At 72.7% G+C, this 17,924-nt stretch carries 14 protein-coding genes; 2 read left to right on the plus strand and 12 right to left on the minus strand.

Translation table 11 applies throughout. The features are described from left to right. Nucleotides 1-228: 228 nt before the first annotated feature. Both Q0858_RS12965 and Q0858_RS12970 read right to left on the minus strand, forming a co-directional pair. Nucleotides 229-1,215, minus strand: coding sequence for a tRNA (adenine-N1)-methyltransferase (locus Q0858_RS12965; RefSeq protein ID WP_299055021.1), 987 nt, complete (start codon nt 1,213-1,215; stop codon nt 229-231). A gap of 10 nt (nt 1,216-1,225) precedes the next feature. Continuing rightward, the gene (locus Q0858_RS12970; protein WP_299055024.1) at nt 1,226-2,425 is read right to left on the minus strand and encodes a site-2 protease family protein; all 1,200 of its coding nucleotides are present in this window, start codon (nt 2,423-2,425) and stop codon (nt 1,226-1,228) included. Between the two features lie 49 nt (nt 2,426-2,474). Here Q0858_RS12970 and Q0858_RS12975 point away from each other — a divergent pair, with 49 nt between their 5' ends. Continuing rightward, on the plus strand, nt 2,475-3,365 hold the full coding sequence (locus tag Q0858_RS12975; RefSeq protein ID WP_299055027.1) for a PD-(D/E)XK nuclease family protein: 891 nt from the start codon (nt 2,475-2,477) through the stop codon (nt 3,363-3,365). A gap of 152 nt (nt 3,366-3,517) precedes the next feature. Here the strand turns inward: Q0858_RS12975 and Q0858_RS12980 are convergent, their stop codons facing one another. The 7 genes from Q0858_RS12980 to metH all read right to left on the minus strand — a co-directional run bounded on the left by Q0858_RS12980 (nt 3,518) and on the right by metH (nt 13,960). Beyond that, nucleotides 3,518-4,615 carry an oligopeptide/dipeptide ABC transporter ATP-binding protein gene (locus Q0858_RS12980; RefSeq protein ID WP_299055030.1) on the minus strand — a complete coding sequence of 366 codons (1,098 nt, stop codon included), beginning with the start codon at nt 4,613-4,615 and terminating at the stop codon, nt 3,518-3,520. Continuing rightward, nucleotides 4,612-5,658, minus strand: coding sequence for an ABC transporter ATP-binding protein (locus tag Q0858_RS12985; protein WP_299055032.1), 1,047 nt, complete (start codon nt 5,656-5,658; stop codon nt 4,612-4,614). The genes Q0858_RS12980 and Q0858_RS12985 overlap by 4 nt, the downstream gene beginning before the upstream one ends. Then, nucleotides 5,655-6,638, minus strand: coding sequence for an ABC transporter permease (locus tag Q0858_RS12990; RefSeq protein WP_299055035.1), 984 nt, complete (start codon nt 6,636-6,638; stop codon nt 5,655-5,657). Before Q0858_RS12990 ends, Q0858_RS12985 begins: the two co-directional genes overlap by 4 nt. Beyond that, a complete protein-coding gene (locus Q0858_RS12995; RefSeq protein WP_299055037.1) occupies nt 6,635-7,639 on the minus strand; it encodes an ABC transporter permease in 1,005 nt (334 codons plus the stop codon). The genes Q0858_RS12990 and Q0858_RS12995 overlap by 4 nt, the downstream gene beginning before the upstream one ends. A gap of 93 nt (nt 7,640-7,732) precedes the next feature. Continuing rightward, nucleotides 7,733-9,388, minus strand: a complete 1,656-nt coding sequence (locus tag Q0858_RS13000; RefSeq protein ID WP_299055039.1) for an ABC transporter substrate-binding protein — start codon at nt 9,386-9,388, stop codon at nt 7,733-7,735. Nucleotides 9,389-9,495: 107 nt separating this feature from the next. Beyond that, complete coding sequence (locus Q0858_RS13005; protein WP_299055042.1) at nt 9,496-10,218, minus strand: HAD family phosphatase; 723 nt, start codon at nt 10,216-10,218, stop codon at nt 9,496-9,498. Next, nucleotides 10,211-13,960: a methionine synthase gene (metH, locus tag Q0858_RS13010; RefSeq protein WP_299055044.1), complete on the minus strand. Its 3,750-nt coding sequence runs from the start codon at nt 13,958-13,960 to the stop codon at nt 10,211-10,213. The genes Q0858_RS13005 and metH overlap by 8 nt, the downstream gene beginning before the upstream one ends. A gap of 97 nt (nt 13,961-14,057) precedes the next feature. On the opposite strand from metH, the gene Q0858_RS13015 reads away from it, so the two are divergent. After that, nucleotides 14,058-14,903, plus strand: coding sequence for a PAC2 family protein (locus Q0858_RS13015; RefSeq protein ID WP_299055047.1), 846 nt, complete (start codon nt 14,058-14,060; stop codon nt 14,901-14,903). A 347-nt stretch (nt 14,904-15,250) separates the two neighbouring features. Here the strand turns inward: Q0858_RS13015 and mshC are convergent, their stop codons facing one another. Genes mshC through Q0858_RS13030 form a run of 3 tightly spaced genes read right to left on the minus strand, consistent with a single transcriptional unit; the run spans nt 15,251 to nt 17,912 of the window. After that, on the minus strand, nt 15,251-16,489 hold the full coding sequence (mshC, locus tag Q0858_RS13020) for a cysteine--1-D-myo-inosityl 2-amino-2-deoxy-alpha-D-glucopyranoside ligase (protein WP_299055049.1): 1,239 nt from the start codon (nt 16,487-16,489) through the stop codon (nt 15,251-15,253). Between the two features lie 24 nt (nt 16,490-16,513). After that, nucleotides 16,514-17,308 carry an SCO1664 family protein gene (locus Q0858_RS13025; RefSeq protein WP_299055051.1) on the minus strand — a complete coding sequence of 265 codons (795 nt, stop codon included), beginning with the start codon at nt 17,306-17,308 and terminating at the stop codon, nt 16,514-16,516. 25 nt (nt 17,309-17,333) lie between these two features. Further along, nucleotides 17,334-17,912, minus strand: a complete 579-nt coding sequence (locus Q0858_RS13030) for a DUF3090 domain-containing protein (protein ID WP_299055053.1) — start codon at nt 17,910-17,912, stop codon at nt 17,334-17,336. Nucleotides 17,913-17,924: the final 12 nt, after the last annotated feature.

Genomic DNA, 17,924 nt, shown 5'->3' on the forward strand with positions numbered 1-17,924 from the left:
CCCCGTCGCCACGAGGTTGGACGTCTCACACGCCGGGACGTCATCAACTCGTCACACCGCGGCACGCGGGCAGGTGGTTCCGGTGCCCGGACGAGGGCTCTGGTGCACGCCGTCCGGGCCCGCAGGACCGCCGTTTTGTCACAAACGGCAGCCGTTCGGCGCCGTGACTCGCCGTTTGTGACGAAACGGCGCGCGACCGGGGCCGGACCACGCCCACCGACCCAGAGCTCAGCGCGCGTCGTAGGCCTCGGAGATCACCTGGGGCGGCAGGTCGGGCGGGCGGGGGCCGGAGTAGTCGACGCCGTAGGCGCCGGGGGCCGGGCGGCGCTTCTTGGCGGGTGCCTGCTCGCCGGGTGCCATGCGGCGGGCGGTGACGAGGAAGGCGGTGTGGCCGGTCATCGAGTGGCCGGGGCGTACGGCGAGGCCCTCGACGTGCCAGTCGCGGACCAGCGACTCCCACGCCCGCGGCTCGGTGAACCCGCCGTGGGCGCGGAGCGTCTCGGTGACGCGGGAGAGCTGGGTGGTGGTGGCGACGTACGCGCAGACGATCCCGCCGGGCAGCAGGGCGTCGGCGACGTCGTCGACACACTCCCAGGGCGCGAGCATGTCGAGCACCACGCGGTCGGCCCGCTCGCCGGTCTCCTGCAGGCCCTCGACCAGGTCGCCGACCCGGAGGTCCCAGGCCGGGTGGTCGCCGCCGAAGAACTGGGTGACGTTTCGGTGCGCGACGTCGGCGAACTCTTCGCGTCGCTCGTAGGAGATCACCCGGCCGGTCGGTCCGACGGCGCGCAGCAGCGAGCAGGTCAGGGCGCCGGAGCCGACTCCCGCCTCGATGACGTGGGCGCCGGGGAAGACGTCGACCATCGCGACGATCTGGGCGGAGTCCTTCGGGTAGACCACGGCCGCACCACGCGGCATCGAGACGACGAACTCGCTGAGCAGCGGGCGGAACACGACGTACTCCCCACCCACCGACGAGGTGACCGCGAAGCCCTCCTCGCGACCGATCAGGTCGTCGTGCTCGATGTGGCCCCGGTTCGAGAAGAACCGCTTGCCCGGCGTGAGCTCGAAGTTGTGGCGCCGGCCCTTGGTGTCGACCAGTCGGATCCACTCCCCCTCGGCCAGCGGGCCACGGCGTACGCCGGCCCACGCGGGCGCGGCCTCGAGAGGGGGGTGACCGGCGTCGCCGGACGGGTCGGGATGCGGCTCGGACATGGCCAGCAGGCTAGTGGCCGGTCGTCGTCGCCCTCGCCGGGGAGGTGGCGTCGGTCGTACGCCCGGGGTCGCGGCCGGAGCGGCGGTCCAGGCGCCGGAACGCCCGCTCGACGTCGGCGGTGACCAGGACGCCGTGGAGGTGGCCGTCGGGCTCGACGACGAGGTACTCCGGCGCCGGCGACCGGCCGAGGGCCGCGACGAGGTCCTCGCCGGTCAGGTCGGCGGCCAGCGCGATCCGGTCGGACAGGGTCCGGGTCACGCTCGAGACCGGGAGCCAGGGCCGCCGGTCCTCGGGGACGGCCGCCAGGGCGGCCTCGTTCACCAGTCCGGTGGGCACGCCGTGGGCGTCGAGGGTGACGATCCCGCCGGCCTCGGCGGCGTGGGCGCGGCGGACGGCCTCGGCGACCGGCGTGTTCGCCGGGACGGTGAGGGACCGGCGCGCCAGCGAGCGGGCGGCCAGCCCGGGCAGGCGGCTGCGGACACGTGCCGACGTGATCGAGGCACCGGCCCCGGTCCACAGGAAGACCGCGACGATGAACGCGATGGCGTAGTCGATGAGCTGCGGCGTACGCCGGAACCCGAGCTCGAGCGCGACCGGCCACAGCAGCACGAGCAGCGCGACGACGCGTCCGCCCCACCCGGCGACGAGGGTGGCGCGGTGCTGGTCGCCGCTGACGGTCCAGACCGCGGACTTCAGCACCCGTCCGCCGTCCAGGGGCAGGCCCGGCACGAGGTTGAGGACGCCGACCAGCAGGTTCGCGCCCGCGAGCGCCTCGACCGCGAGGCGCGGGATGCCGTCGGGGGTGACGGGCAGGGCGGCGAGCGCCACCAGGCCCACCCCCAGGGAGGTCAGAGGGCCGACGACGGCGATCCAGAACTCCTGGCGGGGACGGCGTGCCTCGCCCTCGATCGCGGTCATGCCGCCCAGGAAGTGCAGCGTGATGGCGCTGACGCGGAAGCCGAAGAGCCGGGCGACGACCGCGTGGGAGGCCTCGTGGAGCAGCACCGAGCCGTACAGCAGCACGGCGAAGCCGAACCCCACGACGTACGCCCACGGCCCGAGGCCCGGGGCGACCAGCTCCGCGCGGGGGGCGACGAGGACGGCGATCAAGGCAGCGACGAGGAACCAGGAGCCGGACACCAGCACGTCGCTGCCGGCGACCCGGCCGAGCCGGATCGTCCCGCGGGGGTGGGCACGGTTCTCCGGCACTCCCCGAGCCTAGCCGGGTGGTGTCGGAGGGCTGGCCTACTGTCGAGCCATGGGTCCCGCGGAGCTGCTCTCGACGCCGGTGGACGGCGTCGAGGTGATCGGCTCGCTGTCGCCGAGCCGGGCCGGGGACTTCACGACCTGCCCGCTGCTGTACCGCTTCCGCACCATCGACAGGCTCCCCGAGCCGTCCTCCCCGGAGGCGGTGCGCGGGACGGTGGTGCACCGCGTCCTGGAGGACCTGTTCGACCTGCCGGCCGCCGAGCGCGTCCCCGAGCGCGCGCGGGCCCTGCTGCGGCCGGCCTGGGAGGCGGTGTGCGAGGCCGACCCGGAGGCGGCGACGGCGGTCGTGCAACCCCTGGACCTGTGGCTCGCGACGTGCGAGCGGGCGCTGGACACCTACTTCACCCTCGAGGACCCGACCCGGCTGGAGCCGGCGGAGCGTGAGCTGTACGTCGAGACGGTGCTGGAGTCGCGGCTGCTGCTGCGGGGCTTCGTGGACCGCGTCGACGTCTCCCCCGACGGTCTCGTGCGGATCGTCGACTACAAGACCGGACGGGCGCCCAGCGAGCTCTTCGAGGCGAGGGCGCTGTTCCAGCTGAAGTTCTACGCGCTCGTGCTGTGGCGCACGCGCGGCCAGGTGCCGGCGATGCTGCAGCTGATCTACCTCGGCAACGGCGAGGTCCTGCGCTACGCCCCCGACGAGCAGGACCTCCTCGCCACCGAGCGGAAGATCGAAGCCATCTGGGCCGCCATCCGCGATGCCGAGAGCACCGGCGACTGGCAGCCCAGCCCGGGTCGCCTGTGCGACTGGTGCGCCCACCAGGCGCTCTGCCCGGCGTACGGCGGCACGCCTCCGCCGTTGCCGACGCCCGCCGCGGACACCGACGCCGGCGGCGACGCGGGCAGCGACGCCGACGAGTCGGTCGTCACCGACGCCTGAGGGCGTCGCGGCCGGCGGTCCGGCGGGTCCTGTTGCGCCGCCGTTTTGCACGAATCGGCGCCGTGACCGGCGCGACCGCTGCCGTTTGCGCAGAAACGGCACACCGGCGGCGGGCCCGCGTGACTGGCCGCGCGCGTGGACGCCGCCGAGAGTCAGACCTCGGCGGCCTCCTCCGGCGTCACCTCGTGCGGGGTGACGGTGCCGGCGAGGATCTCCTCTGCGTAGTGGCAGGCCACGGCGTGGCCGGGGCGCAGCTCACGGAGCTGGGGGCGCTCGGTGTCGCAGCGCTCCGCCTGCCGGAAGGGGCAGCGGGTGTGGAAGCGGCAGCCGGTCGGCGGGTCGGCCGGTGAGGGCAGGTCGCCGGTGAGCAGGATCCGCTCCCGGGTCGCCTCGATGACTGGGTCCGGCACGGGGACCGACGACATGAGCGCCTTCGTGTACGGGTGCAACGGCTCGGCGTACAGGTCGTCGGAGGGTGCGCGCTCGACGATGCCGCCGAGGTACATCACGGCCACGACGTCGGAGACGTGGCGCACCACCGCCAGGTCGTGGGCGATGACCAGATAGGTCAGGCCGAGGGACTGCTGGAGGTCCTCGAGCAGGTTCAGCACCTGCGCCTGGATCGACACGTCCAGCGCCGAGACCGGCTCGTCGGCGATGATGAACGACGGCTCCAGGGCGAGGGCGCGCGCGATGCCGATGCGCTGGCGCTGTCCGCCGGAGAACTCGTGGGGGTACTTCGCCGACGCGGACGCCGGCAGTCCCACCTGGTCCAGCAGCTCCCGGACACGGGTGTCGGACACCGGACGCCGGTGGGCCCGCAACGGCTCGGTCAGGAGGGTCTCGACGCTCTGGCGGGGGTTCAGGCTGGCCAGCGGGTCCTGGAAGACCATCTGCATGTCCTGGCGCTTGGCGCGCAGGGCCTCCCCCTTCAGGGAGGCCACGTCGACGCCGTCGAACTCGACCCGACCACCGGTGGGCTCCACGAGCCGGAGGACGGCCCGACCCAGCGTCGACTTGCCGCAGCCCGACTCGCCCACCAGCCCGACGGTGCCGCCACGGGGGACGTCGAGGTCGACGCCGTCGACGGCCCGGACCGCTCCGACCGTGCGGTTCAGGATCAGCCCGTCACGGATCGGGAAGTGCACCTCGAGGTCCCGAATCCTGAGCAGGACGTCGGGGGCCGGAGGTGCCGTTTCTGACGAAACGGCGTCCCCGGAGGACGCCGCCGGCTTGCTGAGGTCGCTCATGTGCCGCTCCCGGGGGTGGCGGGTCGGTCGGCGTCCAGGGGGTGGAAGCAGCGCAGCTCCCCGTGGTCGTCGGCCTGGAGGGCGGGGGCCGTGGTGCGGCAGTCGTCCGCAGCGTTGGCGCACCGGGGTGCGAATGCGCAGCCGGTGGTCCACGGCAGGGTCTGGGTCGGTGAGCCGGGGATCGGCGTCAGCGGGCGGCCCCGGGGGGTGTCGAGCCGCGGGATGCTCGCCAGCAGTCCGCCGGTGTAGGGGTGGCGGGGCCGGGCGAACAGCTTCTCGCGGGTCGCTGACTCGACGATCCGCCCGGAGTACATGACGTTCACCTCGTCGCACAGGCCGGCGACGACGCCGAGGTCGTGGGTGATCATCAGCAGCGCGGCGTCGGTGTCGGCGACGAGGTCCTTGAGCACCTCGAGCACCTGGGCCTGGATGGTGACGTCCAGCGCCGTGGTCGGCTCGTCGGCGATCAGGAGCCGCGGCCGGCACGCCAGCGCGATCGCGATCAGCACGCGCTGGCGCATGCCCCCGGACAGCTGGTGGGGGTACTCCCGCAGCCGTCGGCCGGGGTCGGGGATGCCGACCTGGGCCAGGAGCTCGCGGGCGCGGTCCTGCGCTGCCGATTTGTTCGAATCGGTGTGCCGGGTGATCACCTCCGTCAGCTGCACGCCGATCCGGACGACCGGGTTGAGCGAGGTCATGGGGTCCTGGAAGACCATGGCGATCTCGCGGCCCCGCAGGCCGGCCATGGCCTTGCGGTCCTTGGTCAGCAGGTCCTCGCCGCGGTAGAGCGCCTGGCCGCCGACCTTGACGCCGCGCTTGGGCAGCAGGCCCATCAGGGCCAGCGAGGTGACGGACTTGCCGCTGCCGGACTCCCCCACCAGGCCGACGTGCTGGCCGGGGCGGATGTCGAACGACACCTCGTCCACGGCGCGGACGGCGCGCTGGCCGCGCAGACCGAAGGTCACCGACAGGTCGCGCACCGACAGCAGCGGCTCGCCGTGGTCGCTCACGGTGGGCTCCTTCTCCAGCGCGGGCCCGGTCATCGCCGCGTCCTCGGGTCGAGGGCCTCGCGCAGCGCCTCACCGAACAGCGTGAACCCGAGGGCGGTGATGGCGATCGCGACACCGGGGTAGATCGCGAGCTGCGGGGACTCGTCGAAGCGGTCCTGCGCCGCGACCAGCATGCGACCCCACTCGGCGACGGCGGGGTCGGCGGTGCCGAGCCCGAGGTAGGACAGGGCGGCGACCTCGATGATGGCGGTCGCCAGGTTCAGCGTGGCCTGGACGATCGTGGGTCCGACCGAGTTCGGCAGGACGTGGCTCATCACGATCCGCCGCTTCCGCAGTCCGAGTGCGCTCGCGGCGAGGACGTAGTCGGAGCGTCCCTGCGCCAGCATCGAGCCACGCAGCAGCCGCGCGAAGATTGGGACCTGCGCGGCGCCGATCGCGATCATCACCGCGTACGCCGACTGCGTGAGGATCGCGGCGATGCTGACGGCGAGCAGCAGGCTGGGGATGGAGAGCCAGATGTCCACGACCCGCATGACCGCGGTGTCGACCCACTGGCCGACCCGGCCGCCGACGGCGCCGAACCCGCCCGCCAGGGCGCCCATCGCCGTCCCGACGGCCAGGCCGATCGCGGTGGACACCACGCCGTAGATCAGCGACTGGCGGGCGCCGTACACGAGCTGGGTCCACAGGTCGGAGCCGAAGCTGTCGAGGCCGAGCCAGTGGTCCTCGGACGGGCCGGGGACGCTGCTGGGCGTGATCTCGCCGGCGTCCTGGGCCGCGCCGGGCTCGTAGCCGGTCAGCAGCGGCGCGAGCAGCGCGACCAGGATGAACGCCAGGACGATCACCGCGCCGACGATGGCGGTCGGGTTGCGGCGCAGGCGCCGGAACGCGCCGCGCCACAGGCTGACGCCGCGGTCCTCGTCGGAGGTGCCGGGGCCGGCGGCGCCGGGCGTGCCGGGTGCCGTTTCGGCAGAAACGGCACCTCCACCGGACGGCGGCAACGGGATGGTCACGAGACCCTCACCCTCGGGTCGATGACGCCGTAGGCGAGGTCGACCAACAGGTTGATCAGCGAGTAGATGATCGCGATGAACAGGATGTAGCCCTGCAGCACCGGGTAGTCGCGGCGTCCGATGGACTCGAACAGGTACTGCCCGATCCCCTGCAGGCCGAAGACCGTCTCGGTCAGCACGGCCCCGGAGAACAGCAGGCCCGCCTGGAGACCGATGGTGGTGACCACCGGCAGCAGCGCGTTGCGGAGCACGTGGCGGCGGGAGACGACGCCGGCGGAGAGCCCCTTGGACTCGGCGGTGCGGACGAAGTCCTCGTTCATCACCTCGGCCACCGACGCGCGGGTGATGCGGACGATGATCGCCAGCGGGATGGTCGCCAGGGCGATGCTGGGCAGCACGAGGTGGGCCACGGCGTTGATGGCGGCGTCCCACTCCCGGGTCAGGATCCCGTCGAGGACGTAGAAGTTCGTGATGTGCGTGGCGTCGATCGTCACGTCCTGCCGCAGCGACGACGGCAGCCAGCCCAGCCAGGTCGAGAAGACCAGCTTGAGCAGGATCGCGAGGAAGAACACCGGGGTGGCGACGCCGAGCAGCGAGCCCGAGACGACGAAGGTGTCGAGCGCGCGGCCCTGGTTGCGGGCGGCGAGGTAGCCCAGCGGCACGCCCACGATCACGGCGATCAGCAGGGCCGCGATGCCGAGCTCGGCGGTGGCGGGGAACTTCTCGAGGAACGTGTCGACCACGGGCCGGCCGTCGCGGACCGAGGCGCCGAAGTCGCCGCGCAGCAGCGACCCGACGTAGCGGAAGTACTGCTGCCACAGGGGGTCGTCGAAGCCGTACGCCGCCCGGACCCGCTCGACCGCCTCGGGCGTGGCGCGCTCGCCGAGCAGGGCGCGGGCGGGGTCGCCGGGCAGGGCACGGACCCACGCGAACAGCAGCACCGACAGGCCGATCAGCACCGGGACCAGGAGTCCGAGGCGTCGCAGCACGAAGCGGAGCATGCGTCAGGAGCCTTTCCGGCAGGGGGAGGGAGGTGGGGAGCGGACGTGACCGCGCCCGTCCCCGGGCGGACCGGGGACGGGCGCGGACGGTGCTCAGTCGAGGGTGACGGTGTTCCAGACCTCGTCCTGGACGGGGCTGGCCTCGTAGCCACTGACCCCGGGGCCGAAGGCGAGGGACGGCACCGGGTGCGCCAGCGGGACGCCGGGCAGCAGCTCCATGACCTCGCGGTTCAGGTCCTCGTACAGCGGGGCGGCGTCGTCGACGCTGGGCTCCTGACGAGCCTCGCTGAGACCCTGGAACAGCTGCGGGTCGTTGAAGCCCCACTCGGGCTTCTCCGAGCCGAAGAACTGCCCGATGAAGTTGTCGGTGTCGTTGTAGTCACCGGTCCACCCGAGCAGGTGGATGCCGTGGTTCTCCGAGCCCTGGATCTTGTTCAGGTAGTCCGGGTCCCAACGGTCGGCGACGGGCTCGATGTCGAGGCCCACCTCCTCGAGCTGGGTGCGGATCACGTTGAAGGTGTCCTCCGGCGAGGGCATGTACGGTCGGCTCACGTCGGTCGGGTAGTTGAACTGGATCGTGTCGCCCGCGACGCCCGCCTCCTCGAGCAGCTGGCGCGCCCGGTCGGGGTCGTAGTCGTAGGTCTCGACGTCGTCGGCCCAGCCGCTCACCGACGGCGGCATGAACTCGATGGCGACCTCGCTGCCCTCGGGCAGGGAGGCGCTGACGACCTCCTCCTTGTCGATCGCGTAGGCGATCGCCTGGCGGACCTTGATGTCGTCGAACGGGGCCTTGGCCTGGTTGAAGCCGAGGTAGAGCACGTTGAACGGGTCGCGGTTGACGACCTGGTAGCCCTCGTCCTCGAGCCCGCCGATGTCGGCGGGGCCCACGAGGTCGTAGCCGTCGATCTCGTCGGCGCGCAGGGCGTCGGCGCGACCGCGCGGCTCGGCGATCGGGACGACGACGGCCTCGTCGATGGTGGACGGCTCGCCCCAGTAGTCGTCGTACGCGGTGAGGCGGACGTCGGTGCCCTGGTTCCACTCCTCGAGCTGGAACGGGCCGGTGCCGCTGGGCTCGGCGGTCGCGTACTCGGTGGTCGTCGGGTTCTCCGCGCCGTCGTCCTGGAACTCCTGCAGCGCCGTCGGGCTCTGCATGGCGAACGCCGGCAGGGACAGCGCGGCGATGAAGCCCGAGAACGGCTGGGTGAGGGTGATCGTGGCCTCGGTGTCGCCGTTGGTCTCGCACGAGTCGTAGATCGCCTTGTCGGCGTTGTCGCCCGTGGCGAAGCCGCCGAACAGGGCGCCGTAGTAGTAGGCCAGCGACTCGACCTGGGAGGACTCCGGCATGTTGTACCAGCGGTCGAAGTTGAAGCAGACCGCGTCGGCGTTGAACTCGGAGCCGTCGTGGAAGGTGACGCCCTCGCGGAGGGTGAAGGTGTGGGTCAGGCCGTCCTCGGAGGACTCCCACTCGGTCGCGAGGCCGGTCGGGGCCGGGTCGGCGGTGCCGGGCTCGACACCGACGAGGCCCTCGAAGATCTGCCGCGAGACGCGAAAGCTCTCGCCGTCGGAGGCGAAGAACGGGTCCAGCGAGACGGGCTCGGCCGAGGCCGCGAAGCGGAAGGTGCCCCCGCCGTCGCCCTCGCCACCGCCGCCGGAGGACGAGTCGCGCTCGCTCTCCGCGCACCCCGTGAGGATCACCGCGCCGGCCGCGAGGCCGACCGTTGCCAGACGTACTTTCCTGCTGAGACCCACGAGCCACCTCTTGACCTGGCGCCCAGACACCGAATCGCCCGAGCAGACTGCCGCGGAATCTAGTCCGCGGGCGTGTCCCGGGTCACCCCGGAACCGCCCGACCGAGGTCACGATCGGCTAACAGACTCCTGGGCGCCGGGTGCGAGGCCGAGAAGGGCGTCCAGGGACACCGTTTCGAGCGAATCGGCGTGCACCAGCCCCGGCGCGGACGCCACCGGCACGTGGTGGGGGACGACGAGGGTCCGACACCCGGCGGCGACGGCGCTGGCCGCGCCGGTCGGGGAGTCCTCGACGGCGACGCAGTCCGCCGCGTCGAGACCGAGCAGCTCGGCGCCGCGCAGGTACGGGTCGGGGTGCGGCTTGCCCCGGCGTACGGCGTCGCCGGTGACGACCGCGTCGAAGGTCCCGGGCGGCAGCGCCGCGACGACCGGGGCGGCGAACCGCTCCCACGACATCGTCACGAGCGCGCAGGGGACGCCGGCCGCGCGGACCGCGCCCAGCAGCTCGCGTGCGCCCGGGCGCCAGGGGATGTCGGCGGTGACCACGCCGACGACACGGTCGAGGAGCTCCTCGACGATCTGGTGCGGGGTGAGATCCACTCCCCCGTGCTCGCGCAGGTAGGCGCCGGCGTCCAGCAGGTCCGCGCCCACGAGCGCCATCGCGTGCTCGTGGGTCCAGGTCCCGCCGTGCTCCGTGACGAGCGCGTGCTCCGCGGCGATCCAGGCTGGCTCGGTGTCGACGAGCGTGCCGTCCATGTCCCACAGGACGGCGCGGGCCCGCGGCCCGGCCGGCCCGGCTGGCTCGGCTGGCTCGGCTGGCCGCTCACTCATCGGGGTCGTAGCCCAGGCTCGGCGAGAGCCACTTCTCGGCCTCGGCCAGCGTCCAGCCCTTGCGCTCGGCGTACTCGGAGACCTGGTCGCGTCCCAGCCGGCCCACGACGAAGTACTGCGAGGCGGGGTGGGAGAAGTACCAGCCGGACACCGCCGCGCCGGGCCACATCGCCATCGACTCGGTCAGCGTGATGCCGGCCTTCTTCTCGACGTCGAGCAGGTCCCACAGGGTGAGCTTCTCGGTGTGCTCCGGGCAGGCCGGGTAGCCGGGCGCGGGGCGGATGCCGGTGTACCGCTCGGCGATCAGGTCCTCGGCCGACAGGCTCTCGGACGGCTCGTGGGCCCACGCCGTGGTGCGGACGTGCTCGTGCAGCCACTCCGCGAACGCCTCGGCGAGCCGGTCGGCGAGCGACTCGATGAGGATCGCCGAGTAGTCGTCGTGCTCGGCCCGGTAGGCCTTCACCCGCTCCTCCAGCCCGATGCCGGCGGTGACGGCGAACGCCCCGACGTGGTCGGGAAGGCCGGTCTCCTTCGGGGCGACGTAGTCGGCCAGGGAGCGGTTCGGCACGCCCTGGCGGTGCTCGCCCTGCTGGCGCAGGTGGTGCAGCACGGCGAGGACCTCGGTGCGGTCGTCGTCCGCGTACAGCTCGGTGTCGTCGCCGACGCCCGCGGCGGGGAAGAAGCCGTAGACGGCGCGCGCCGTCACCCACTTCTCCGCGATCATCGCGTCCAGCATCTGCTGGGCGTCCTCGTACAGCCGCGTCGCGGTCTCGCCGGTGGTCGGGTTGTGCAGGATGTCGGGGAAGCGGCCCTTCATCTCCCAGGCGTTGAAGAACGGCTGCCAGTCGATGTAGTCCCGCAGCACCGCGAGGTCCTGGTCCTCGATGACGTGGACGCCGGGCTGCGCCGGCGCGGGGGGCTCGTAGCCCTCCCAGTCGATGGGGGTGGCGCGCTCACGGGCCTGCTCCAGGGTGACCAGCGGACGGGTCTGCTTGCCGGCGTGACGCTGCCGCAGGCCGTCGTAGTCCGCCTTGACGCTGTCGAGCAGGGTGGCGCGGCGCTCGTCGTGCAGCAGCGCCGAGGCGGTGGGCACCGACCGGGAGGCGTCCTTGACCCACACCACGGGCCCGTCGTACGCCGGGTCGACCTTCACCGCGGTGTGCGCCCGGGAGGTGGTCGCGCCGCCGAGCAGCAGCGGGATGTCCATCCCGCGGCGCTGCATCTCGGTGGCGAAGCCGACCATCTCGTCCAGGGACGGGGTGATGAGGCCGGACAGTCCGATGATGTCGGCGTCGTGCTCGGCGGCGGCGTCGAGGATCTTCGCGGCGGGCACCATGACGCCGAGGTCGATGACCTCGTAGTTGTTGCACTGCAGGACGACGCCGACGATGTTCTTGCCGATGTCGTGGACGTCGCCCTTCACGGTCGCCAGGACGATCGTGCCGTTGGTCTCCTTCGCGGTGGCCAGCGAGGGGTCCCGGAGCTTCTCCTCCTCGATGAACGGGATGAGGTAGGCGACGGCCTTCTTCATCACGCGCGCGGACTTCACCACCTGCGGCAGGAACATGCGCCCGGCGCCGAAGAGGTCGCCGACGACGTTCATGCCGTCCATCAGGGGTCCCTCGATGACCTCGATCGGACGGCCGCCGCGGGCCGCGATGTCGCCGCGGAGCTCCTCGGTGTCGGCCTCGACGTGGGCGTCGATGCCCTGCACCAGGGCGTGGGTGATGCGCTCCCCCACCGGCAGCGAGCGCCACTCGAGGACCTTCTCCTCGACCTCGCCGGCCTCCTGGTTGTAGGTCTCGGCGACCTCGAGGAGCCGCTCGGCGGCGTCGGGGCGTCGGTTGAGGATGACGTCCTCGATGCGGTCGCGCAGCTCGACGTCGACGTCGTCGTACACGGCGAGGGCGCCGGCGTTGACGATGCCCATGTCCAGGCCCGCCTCGATGGCGTGCAGCAGGAAGACGGCGTGGATGGCCTCGCGGACCGGGTTGTTGCCCCGGAAGGAGAACGAGACGTTCGAGATGCCGCCCGAGACGCGGGCGCCCGGGAGGTTCTGCTTGATCCAGCGGGTGCCCTCGATGAAGTCCAAGCCGTAGGTGGCGTGCTCCTGGATGCCCGTGGCGACGGCGAAGACGTTGGGGTCGAAGATGATGTCCTCCGGGTCGAAGCCGACCTCGTCGACCAGGATCCGGTAGGCGCGACCGCAGATCTCCTGGCGGCGCTCGAGGTTGTCGGCCTGGCCGTCCTCGTCGAAGGCCATGACGACCGCGGCGGCGCCGTACTTGCGGCACAGGTGGGCGTGGGCGCGGAACGCCTCCTCGCCCTCCTTCAGGGAGATCGAGTTCACGATCGGCTTGCCCTGGACGCACTTGAGCCCGGCCTCGATGACCTCCCACTTCGAGGAGTCGACCATGACCGGGACGCGGCTGATGTCCGGCTCGGAGGCGATGAGCTTGAGGAAGCGGTCCATGGCCGCGACCCCGTCGATCATGCCCTCGTCCATGTTGACGTCGATGACCTGCGCGCCGTTCTCGACCTGCTGCAGGGCCACCGCGAGCGCGGCGTCGTAGTCGTTGTCGCGGATCAGCCGCCGGAACCGGGCGGAGCCGGTGATGTTGGTGCGCTCGCCGATGTTGAGGAAGAGGGAGTCCGCGTCGACGGTCAGCGGCTCCAGGCCGGACAGCCGCAGCGCCGGGGCGGGCGTCGCGGGCTCGCGCGGGGTCATGCCGCGGGCCGCGCGGGCGAGCGCGGCGACGTGCTCGGGGGTGGTGCCGCAGCAGCCGCCGAGGATGTTGACCAGGCCCGACGAGGCGAACTCGCCGACGATGCCGGCCATCTCGTCGGCGTCCTGGTCGTACTCACCGAACGCGTTCGGCAGGCCCGCGTTGGGGTAGCAGGACACGAACGTGTCCGCGACCCGGCCGAGCTCGACGACGTACTGACGCATCTCCTCGGCGCCCAGGGCGCAGTTGAGGCCGACCGCGAGGGGCTTCACGTGGCGCACCGAGTACCAGAACGCCTCGGTGGTCTGGCCCGACAGGGTGCGGCCGGACGCGTCGGTGATCGTGCCGGAGATGACGACCGGCCAGCGGCGGCCGCGCTCCTCGAACAGGGTCTCCAGCGCGAAGATCGCCGCCCGGGCGTTGAGGGTGTCGAAGATGGTCTCGATGAGCAGCAGGTCGGCGCCGCCGTCGACCAGGCCCGAGGCGGCCTCGTGGTAGGCCGTGACCAGCTCGTCGTACGTCACGTTGCGGGCGCCGGGGTCGTTGACGTCGGGCGAGATGGACCCGGTGCGGTTGGTGGGGCCGATGGCGCCGGCGACCCAGCGGGGCCGGTCCTCGGTCTCGACGGCGTCGCAGGCCTCGCGGGCCAGCCGCGCGGAGGCGTGGTTGAGCTCGTAGGCGACGTCCTCGAGGCCGTAGTCGGCCTGGGCGATGGACGTGGCGGAGAAGGTGTTGGTCTCGACGATGTCGGCGCCGGCGTCGAGGTACTCGGTGTGCAGCGATCGGATCAGGTCGGGCTGCGTGAGGCTCAGCAGGTCGTTGTCGCCCTGCAGGTCGCGGTGCCAGTCGGCGAAGCGCTCGCCCCGGTAGTCGGCCTCGCCGAGGGTCTGGCGCTGGATGAGGGTGCCCATGGCGCCGTCCAGCACGAGCAGACGCTGGCGCAGGGCAGTCGTCAGGGCCTCGGTGGCGTCGGGGCGGACGAGCTCGTCCGTGCCCGGATCTACAGCGGTGGACACGCGTTCCATGATCCCACCGGGCCGCGAGGTGACGTAATCGTGAACGCGCGTCGGACGGCGCCCCCGCCCGCGCCGGCCCGGCACCTAGGCTGGAGGGGTGATCGAGATCGAGGACGTCGGCGAGCTGGTCGACCCCGTCGTCATCGCCGCCTTCGAGGGCTGGAACGACGCCGCGGACGCCGCGTCGGGGGTGGTGGACCACCTCATCCGGGCCTGGGACGCGCGGGTCGTGGGGGCGATCGACCCCGAGGACTTCTACGACTTCCAGATGCACCGGCCCCTGGTCGGCACCGACCCCGCCGGGCACCGCCAGATCACCTGGCCGAGCACCCAGATCGCGATCGCCTCGCCGCCCGACCTGCACCGCGACGTCATCTTGCTGCGCGGGATCGAGCCGAACATGCGGTGGCGTCAGTTCTGCGCCGAGCTGCTCGCCGCCTGCGACGAGCTCGGCAGCTCGCTCGTCGTCACCCTCGGCGCCCTGCTCGCCGACACCCCGCACACCCGGCCGGTGCCGGTGACCGGGACGGCGACCGAGCCGGAGCTGCTCGACCAGCTGAAGGTCGAGGCGTCGACGTACGAGGGGCCCACCGGGATCGTCGGGGTCTTCTCCGACGCCTGCGGACGCCTCGACATCCCCAACGTCTCCTACTGGGCGGCGGTGCCGCACTACGTGGCGCAGCCGCCGTGCCCCAAGGCGACGCTGGCGCTGCTGGGCCACGTCGAGGACCTCCTCGGCGTCTCTGTCCCGCTCGGTGACCTGCCCGAGGAGTCCCGCGCCTGGGAGCGCGGCGTCGACGAGCTCGCCGAGGAGGACGAGGACGTCGCCGAGTACGTCAAGGCCCTCGAGGAGGCCCGCGACACCACCGAGCTCCCCGAGGCGTCCGGCGAGGCCATCGCCCGCGAGTTCGAGCGCTACCTCAAGCGGCGCGACACGGACTGAGCGCGGCGCGGTTCGGCTCGGCGGGTCTGGTTCGGCGGGTCTGGTTCGGCGGGCCGCGGGCCCGATTTGCGAGAAACGGTGGCCTGCAGGCCCGGTTCACCACCGTTTGTGACGAAACGGGGTGCCAGCAGCCACCCCGGTTCGGTGCGATCGGGCCGGTGCGCCGCTCGGCGGTCTGTGCCGTCGCGCAGGCTCGCGGCGCGCCCCGGGCGGCCGGCCGCGGGCCCGATTTGCGAGAAACGGTGGCCTGGAGGCCCGGTGGACCACCGTTTGTGACGAAACGGCACGCCGGGGGCCACGACAACCCTCTCAACCAGACCGACGAGCGCGGCCGGCGGGACGATGGGTCAGAGGCGGACGCCGAGGGCGGCGTCGACGACGGCGGAGACGGCGGCGCCGGCGTGGCGGTCGGTGGTGTCGGCGAGGCCGTCGACACCGAGGGTGTCGGCGGCCCAGCGGTCGACGACCGCAAGGGCGGTGGGGGCGTCGAGGTCGTCGGCGAGGGCCGCGAGGACCCCGCGGACGACGGGCTCGGACGGGGCGCCGGAGCCGACGGCGACGGCGCGGCGCCAGGTGTCGAGCTGGTCGAGGGCGCTGAAGAGGTCGGGGTCGGTCCACTCCCAGTCGGTGCGGTAGTGCTCGCGCAGCAGCCGCAGGCGGACGGCCATCGGGTCGACCTCGGCGTGGCGCAGCGCGGAGACGAAGACCAGGTTGCCCTTCGACTTCGACATCTTCTCGCCGTCGAAGGCGACCATGCCGGCGTGGGCGTACAGCTGCGCGAACGCCGTCCCGGGCGTCGCCGCGTGGGCCTCGGCGGCGCACATCTCGTGGTGGGGGAAGACGAGGTCCGAGCCGCCGCCCTGGACGTCGAACGCCCCGCCGAGGTGCTCGCGGGCGATGGCGGTGCACTCGATGTGCCAGCCGGGGCGGCCGCGGCCGTGGCGGGAGTCCCAGGCGGGCTCGCCCGGGCGCTCGGCGCGCCACACGACGCAGTCCAGGGGGTCCTTCTTGCCGGGACGCTCGGGGTCGCCGCCACGCTCGGGGTAGACCCGCAGCATCTCGTCGCGGCTCCAGCCGGAGACCTGTCCGAAGTCGGGGTCGGCGGTGACGGAGAAGTAGAGGTCGTCGTCGACGCGGTAGACCGACCCGCCGGTCTCGAGCTCGGCGATGAGGTCGGTGACCAGCGGGATCGACTCGACGGCGCCGACGAAGTGGTCGGGCGCGACGACGCGCAGGGCGGTCATGTCCTCGCGGAACAGCTCGGTCTCCCGCTCGGCCAGCGCCCGCCAGTCGGTGCCGACGGCCTCAGCGCGCTCCAGCAGGGGGTCGTCGACGTCGGTGACGTTCTGCACGTAGACGACGTCGTGCCCGGCGTGGCGCCAGGCACGGACGAGCAGGTCGAACGCGACGTACGTCGCGGCGTGGCCGATGTGGGTGGCGTCGTACGGCGTGATCCCGCAGACGTAGAGCCGCGCCGGGCCGTCGGGCCGCGTCTCACGCCGCTCCCCCGACGCCACGTCGTGCAGCACCACCGGCGGACCCGCCACGTCGAGGGTGGGCACCGACGGGGAGGTCCACGAACGCATGGGACCGAGCCTAGTGGGACCGGCTCAGAACGGCGGCCACGGGATCGCGGGGCTCATCCCCCGCGGCGCCGGCATCTCCGCGGTGCGCAGCAGTCGCAGGCAGCGTCGCAGCAGCACCGTGATCTCGGGCTCGCTGACGTGCTCGACGAGCTCGAGCGCCAGCGGACCGTCCAGGGTCTCGCTCAGGTCGGTCACGACCCGGCGCACCCCGTCGAGCTCCTCCTCGCCCAGCCGCTCGCCGACCCACCCCCACAGGACCGTGCGGAGCTTGGTCTCGACGTGGAAGGTCAGGCCGTGGTCGACGCCGTACCGGTGGCCGTCGGCCATCGCCAGCACGTGCCCGCCCTTGCGGTCGGCGTTGTTGGCGAGGACGTCGAAGACCGCCATCCGGCGCAGCGGGTCGGAGTCCTCGTGGACCAGGGAGACGTCGCGGTCGTCGGAGTCGAGACCGTCGAAGACGTGCAGCCACCCCTCGGGCACGTCGCCGGCCTCCACGATGTCGACGGCGTCCTGGGCCTCGTCGACGTCCTGCCAGAGCTGGACCATCCCCGGACCGTGGGGGCCGTCGCGCAGGACGGTCGGCGGGACGACGTCCCAGCCCAGCGCCTCGGACAGCAGGTACGCCGCGACCTCGCGGCCTGCGAGCGTGCCGTCGGGGAAGTCCCACAGGGGCCGCTCCCCCGCGACGGGCTTGTAGACCACCCGCACGCCCTCGATCTCGCCGAGGAAGGTGGCGTTCGACGCGGGCATAATGCGTCCGCGCAGCTCCAGCGGCGCGGTCAGCAGGGCCTCGTCGAGCAGGCCGGCGGGGTCGGTCACCTGCTCGCTGTACCCCGGAGGCGGCTCAGGGGTCACGCCGACGGAACCCGTTGGCCCGGACGCACAGGTGGCCGGCGGGGTCCATGGGGTGCCCGCAGAACGGGCACGCCGGGCGCCCGGCCTCCAGCACCTGCTCGGCGCGCTTCACGAACGCCCGCGCGTGGCCGGGGGCGAGGCGCACCAGCAGCAGCTCCTCGGGCTCCGGCTCGTCCACCTCCTCCTCGGGCTGCTCGGGGCGGACGACGGCGGCCTCGGAGTAGGGGAAGACCTCGATGACGACCCGCTTGTCCTCGGGGTCCCACGACAGCGTCATGGTCCCGGCGCGGAACTCCTCCTCGATCGGCTGCTCCAGCGGAGCGGTGTCCTCGAGGTCGAGAGGCGCCACGGCGGGGACGACGGCGTCGGCGCCGGCGGCGTCCATGACCTCGTCGAGGAGCTCGTCGACACGCTCGGCGAGCGCTTGGACCTGCTGCTTCTCCAGCGACACCGAGACCAGCTGCACGCCGGCCCGGGCCTGGAGGAAGAAGGTCCGCTGGCCGGGCTCACCGACCGTTCCCGCCACGAACCTCTCGGGCGGGTCGAAGGAGTGCACCACGGGCGGCATGGGTCCCAGCCT

This window comes from uncultured Nocardioides sp., assembly GCF_947489365.1.
GTDB lineage: Bacteria > Actinomycetota > Actinomycetes > Propionibacteriales > Nocardioidaceae > Nocardioides.